This window comes from Collinsella sp. HCP28S3_B9, from assembly GCF_052066095.1.
In the GTDB taxonomy this organism is placed as follows: domain Bacteria; phylum Actinomycetota; class Coriobacteriia; order Coriobacteriales; family Coriobacteriaceae; genus Collinsella.
The window spans coordinates 1-5561 of the sequence record NZ_JBQHST010000047.1 but is presented as its reverse complement, the minus strand read 5'-3'; the positions used below and the strand labels follow the sequence as shown (position 1 = coordinate 5561).

Below are 5561 nucleotides of genomic sequence, written 5' to 3'. Positions count from 1 at the left end.
GTCCTGCTCCTTCGGAGCCGCGGACAAGGCGCCGCACATGGTCGAGGACGTTCTGAGAGCTGAGCCCGGCCCCCGCCGGACAGTTCCACCGCTACTCGCAGAGCAGCTTGGCGATCTGGACGGCGTTGGTTGCCGCGCCCTTGCGGATTTGGTCGCCACAGCACCAGAAGGTGATGCCACGCGCGGCCTCGGGGTTCGAGATGTCGCGGCGCACGCGACCGACCCAAATCAGGTCCTGGTCGGAGGTGTCCATCGGCATGGGGAATCGGTCGTGCGCATCCTCGGCACCCAGGTCGTCGACCAGCTTGACACCCGGGGCAGAAGCCAGCGCAGCACGGGCCTCCTCAACCGTAATGTCGCGCTCAAACTCGAGCGTAATGCTCTCGGAGTGCGAGCGCAGCACAGGCACGCGCACACAAGTGCAGTTCACGCGCAGCTCGGGCAGGTGCATAATCTTGCGACCCTCGTTTTGCAACTTCATCTCCTCGGAGGTAAAGCCCTCCTCCTTGACGCCGCCAATCTGCGGAATCAGGTTGCTCGCCAACTGGGCGGCAAATGCGCGCGGCTCGGGAATCTCCTCGCCACGACCCAGGGCGGCCAGCTGGGCCTCGAGCTCGGCCATACCGGGAGCACCAGCGCCCGAAGCCGCCTGGTACGTCGAGACGATCATGCGCTTCACGCCGGCGAGCTTGTGCAGCGGCCAGGTGGGAACCAGGCCGATGATAGTTGCACAGTTAGGGTTAGCGATAAGGCCGTGATGCCACTTGATGTCGTCGGCATTGATCTCGGGCACGACGAGCGGCACCTCGGGATCCATGCGGAAGGCGTGGCTGTTGTCGACCACGACGGCGCCACGCTTGACGGCCTCGGGCAGCAGCTCCTTGGCGATATCGTCGCCGGCAGCGCCGAGTACGATGTCGCAGCCCTCAAAGGCCTCGGGGCAAGCCTCCTCAATAACAACCTGCTCGCCGCGGAACTCGACGGTCTTGCCCGCAGAGCGCGCGCTCGCCAGCAGCTTGAGCTTGCCAACCGGAAACTCCTGCTCGTTGAGGCACTCGAGCATCTGGGTGCCCACGGCCCCCGTCGCGCCCAAAATAGCAACCGTGTACTGTTTCATGCTTCCCCCTTTAAAGGTTGTGGCTTTTGCCCGCACGCCGAGCAGGCAGGATATTCTTGCCCAGTGTATACAAGAACGGGGCGGACACGAAACCCACCCCGTCGAAACGAAACCGAAACGAAACGCCCCGCGCTAGATTTTTTGGAGCATGCCTCAAAACCCACTCGTGCGCCAAAAGGTAGATTTCTAGACATATCCCAAAAATCTACCGGGATGGTCGCTATTTGTGGAGGGCGGCCAGGGCGGGTTCAATCGGTGCAGGAGCCTCCAGATCGGAGACCTTCACAATGCCGTTCTCGTCGGAGAAGGCACGGTAAATGGTCTGAATCGCCAGGTCGAAGTCCTTATCCTCGACACCGATAATGATGTTGATCTCGTCGCAGCTCTGCGAAATCATGCGCACGCTCACGCCAGCCTGGCCGAGCATGCCAAACAGGTGGCCGGAAATACCTGCGCGGCCGCGCAGGTTACGACCGACGGTCGCGATGAGCGCCAGGCCCTCGACAACCTCAATCTCGAGCGGCTCAACCTCCTGCTGGATGTCGCCCACGAGCGAGTACAGCGAATCGTGCACATCCTGCTCCTGCACCACGGCGCCAAAGCGGTCGACGCCGGTGGGCATGTGCTCGACGGAAACGTCATAGCGCTCGAAGACCGAAAGTGCACGGCGCATAAAGCCGACGCGGGGCTTGGTGCGATCGCGGGCCACGTTGATGGCGACAAAACCGCGCTTGCCGGTCACGCCGGTAATGATGGGCTCCGCCTCGCCCTCATCAGCCGTCTCGCTAATGATGGTGCCGGGGTCCTGCGGCGCATTGGTGTTCTTGATGACCAGCGGAATACCCGCCTCGCGCACGGGGAACACGGCCTCCTCGTGCAGGACGCTTGCGCCCATGTACGAAAGCTCGCGCAGCTCCTCGTAGGTAACGCGCGCAATGGGCTGAGCCTCGGGAACAATACGCGGATCGGCAGAGTAGAAGCCCGAGACGTCGGTCCAGTTCTCGTAAAGGTCGGCGTCCAGACACTTGGCCAGGATCGAGCCCGAGATATCGCCGCCGCCACGATCGAGCAGCTTAATCTGGCCCTCACGCGTCGCGCCGTAGAAACCGGGCATAACAAAGCCGCCCTGCTGACCGTACTCCTGCACCAGCTCGGAGGTGCGGTTCATGCTGAGCGTACCGTCGTGATGGAACGCCACAACCGTCGCGGCGTCCAGGAACGGCAGGCCCAGGTACTCGGCCATCAGGCGAGCGGTGAAGTACTCGCCGCGGCTCACAAGCTCCTCGGTGGAGTAGCCGCCCGAGCGGGCGCGCTCGGCAAAGGCCGCGAACTCCTCACGGATGGGATAGGTGAGCTCCAGCTCGTCAGCGATATCAAAATAGCGCTGGCCAATGTCCTCGAGCAGCTCCTCACACGACACGTGATACTTAACGTGCGCGTTAACCAGGTAGAGCAGGTCGGTCACCTTGGTGTCGCCCTTAAAGCGGCGACCGCAGGCGGAAACCACCACAAAACGGCGGGCCGGGTCGGCATCGACGATGGCCTTGATCTTCTTAAAGTGTTCGGCGTCGGCGACCGACGAGCCGCCAAACTTGGCAATCTTAATCATGGGCTGGAGGTTACCTTTCTAAAAGCCTCTGCGAACCTGTTTTGCGCGCTCTGATACCATGGTTTCACCGATTGGGACCAAGGCATCCGAGGAGCAGTGTTATATGGGAACTTATCATAGTACACGAGGACGCACTTTATCGTGCTCAAGTAAGGTGGCAATCCGCACCGGCATCGCTCCCGACGGGGGTTTGTTTGTCTCGGACGAGCTCGGCACCCAGCAGGTCGATATCAGCTCGCTTGCAGATAAATCGTACTTTGAAATCGCTCAAGATGTGTTGGGAATGTTACTGAATGATTACACGGGCGAAGAAATTTCCGCCTGTGTGAATGAGGCATATCGCGGCACGTTCGCGAGTGAAGAGGTTACGCCGCTCGTCAAACTCGACGCTGCGCCGGGCGCTGACGCCCCTCAGACCTATGTGATGGAGCTCTTTGGCGGCCCCACGAGTGCCTTTAAGGACGTCGCCCTGCAGATGCTCCCCCGCCTCATGGCCCGCACTTCCGCCAAGGACGGCGGCGCCGAGCGCATCATGATCGTCACCGCCACGTCGGGCGACACCGGCAAGGCCGCACTCGCCGGTTTTGCCGACGCTCCGGGCACGGGTATCACCGTCTTTTATCCCGAAGGCAAGGTCAGCCGCGTGCAGAATCTGCAGATGTCCACACAGGAAGGCGATAACGTCGCCGTCTGCGGCATTCGCGGCAACTTCGACGATGCCCAGAGTGCCGTCAAGCGCATCTTTGCCGATAAGGAGCTTGCCGAGCGCTTGGAGGCCGCCGGAACGGTGCTTTCGAGTGCCAACTCCATCAACGTCGGCCGTCTGGTGCCGCAAGTCGTCTACTACTTTGCCGCCTATGCGCAGCTGTTGCGCGCCGGCGCCATCGAGGCCGGCGACGCCGTGGAGTTCTGCGTACCGACCGGCAACTTTGGCGATATCCTGGCCGGCTACTATGCCAAGCGCATGGGTTTGCCCGTCGCCAAGCTCATTGTCGCGAGCGACAAGAACAACGTGCTGGCTGACTTCCTGACCACCGGCGTCTACGACCGCAACCGTCCGTTCTTCACGACCATCTCGCCGTCGATGGACATCCTCATCAGCTCCAACCTGGAACGCATGCTCTACTTCCTGTCCGATGGCGACTGCGGGCTTGTTGCCGGCCTTATGGAGCAGCTGGCAAAGACTGGTCACTATGAGGTTCCCGCCGACCTGCTGGCAAAGATTCAGAGCGTCTTTGGCTGCGGCTGGGCCAGCGAGGACGAGGTGCGCGCTGCCATCAAGAGCTGCTGGGATGCGAACGGCTACGTGATCGACCCGCACACCGCTTGCGGCTATCACGTCTTTGAAAAGGTCGCTCCCGCCGAGGGCGCCAAGGCCCGTGTGCTGCTTTCGACCGCCAGCCCCTACAAGTTCCCGCGTGCCTGCTGCGATGCTCTGGGTCTCAACGTTCCCGAGGACGACTTTGAGGCCATGCGCGTGCTCGAGCAGGCCACCAATACGGCCGCACCGGCACAGCTCGCCGAGCTCGAGTCCAAACCCGTCCGCTTCGAAGACGTCTGTGACGTCGATGAGATGGCAAGCTACGTCGAGTCTGCAGCAAAAAAGTTGGCTACCAACTAAAACCCTTATTAAGCGCCGGCGAAAGCCGGCGCACCTTCTTTTATCAGATAACCCCCGGGATGATGACGAACGCGCACAGCGTGCCTGGCTGTTTAGTTCGTCGCGAGTTCCGCACGCAAAGGAAAGCACTTAATGTGCTTTCCGTCTTGCGCAGGACTGCCCGAGCAGCGAACTAAACAGCCAGGCACGCCAGGAGGACCCACATGATCAAGATCACCGTCCCAGCAACCAGCGCCAACTTGGGCATCGGCTACGACACCCTCGGCATGGCCGTCAGCCTCTACTCGCACTTCACCTTCGAGCGCGCTGACAAGCTCGCCATCACGGGCTGCCCCGAGGAGTTCCAAAACGAGAACAACCTGGTCTACGTCAGCTTTGTCGATGCGCTGGCCGCATGGGGCGAGCCGGCTTTTCCCGTTGCCATCGACATTCAAACCGATGTACCCGTCGCTCGCGGCCTGGGTTCCAGCTCCACTTGCGTCGTCGCTGGCATTATGGCCGCCGCCGCACTGACAGGCCACACCGTCGACCGCGCTGAGCTCGTCCGCATTGCCACCGAGGTCGAGGGCCATCCCGATAACGTCGCTCCCGCCATCCTGGGCGGCGCCGTCTGCTCCTTTACGCCGACCGATTCGCTCCCCCAGTGCCTGCGCTACGAGGTGAGCGATCGCTTGCGTTTTATTACCGTGATTCCGCCCTACGAGGTTCACACGAGCGAGGCACGCAAGGTCGTGCCGCAGGAGATTCCGCTCTCCACCGCCGTATGGCAAATGGGCCGTATCGCCGGCATGACGCGAGGCCTGGAGGCCGGCGACCTCGACCTGATTGCCGCCGCCAATGACGACCGCATCCAGGAGCCCTATCGTCGTCGCCTGATTCCCGACTACAACGCTGTGCGCGACACCTGCCTTAACGGCGGCGCCAAGACCATCTGGATCAGCGGTTCGGGCTCTACCCTTATGGCTGTGACCGACGACACCATCGTGGCAAAATTCCTGCAGGTCAAGCTGCGTGAGCAGTTCCCCAAGTGTGAGACGCACATTCTAACGTGCGACACCGAGGGCGCTCAAATCGAGTACCTGTAGCGCCCTGTCTCATTGCTCTCACCGGTCTCCTTGGGGCTTCCCCTGAAAACAATCCGCAGATCGAATTGGCCCCGCCCGCCCCCCCCACCCCCGGGCCCATAAACAAAAACAACCCACACAAATAAAAAA

Annotated in this window: 4 protein-coding genes; 2 read left to right on the top strand and 2 right to left on the bottom strand. The window is 61.6% G+C overall.

The genetic code is table 11. From position 1 onward, the window contains the following. Positions 1 to 91: 91 nt before the first annotated feature. Positions 92 to 1117 (bottom strand): aspartate-semialdehyde dehydrogenase, encoded by a 1026-nt coding sequence (locus tag ACTNBB_RS08885; protein ID WP_154514908.1) that lies wholly within the window; start codon positions 1115 to 1117, stop codon positions 92 to 94. A gap of 220 nt (positions 1118 to 1337) precedes the next feature. Next, positions 1338 to 2726, bottom strand: coding sequence for an aspartate kinase (locus ACTNBB_RS08880; protein WP_154514910.1), 1389 nt, complete (start codon positions 2724 to 2726; stop codon positions 1338 to 1340). Positions 2727 to 2829: 103 nt separating this feature from the next. On the opposite strand from ACTNBB_RS08880, the gene thrC reads away from it, so the two are divergent. Further along, entirely contained in the window at positions 2830 to 4347 is a 1518-nt protein-coding gene (thrC, locus tag ACTNBB_RS08875; RefSeq protein WP_441057909.1) for a threonine synthase, read from the top strand. Positions 4348 to 4550: 203 nt separating this feature from the next. Continuing rightward, complete coding sequence (thrB, locus tag ACTNBB_RS08870) at positions 4551 to 5432, top strand: homoserine kinase (RefSeq protein WP_441057906.1); 882 nt, start codon at positions 4551 to 4553, stop codon at positions 5430 to 5432. The last annotated feature ends 129 nt before the right edge of the window (positions 5433 to 5561 follow it).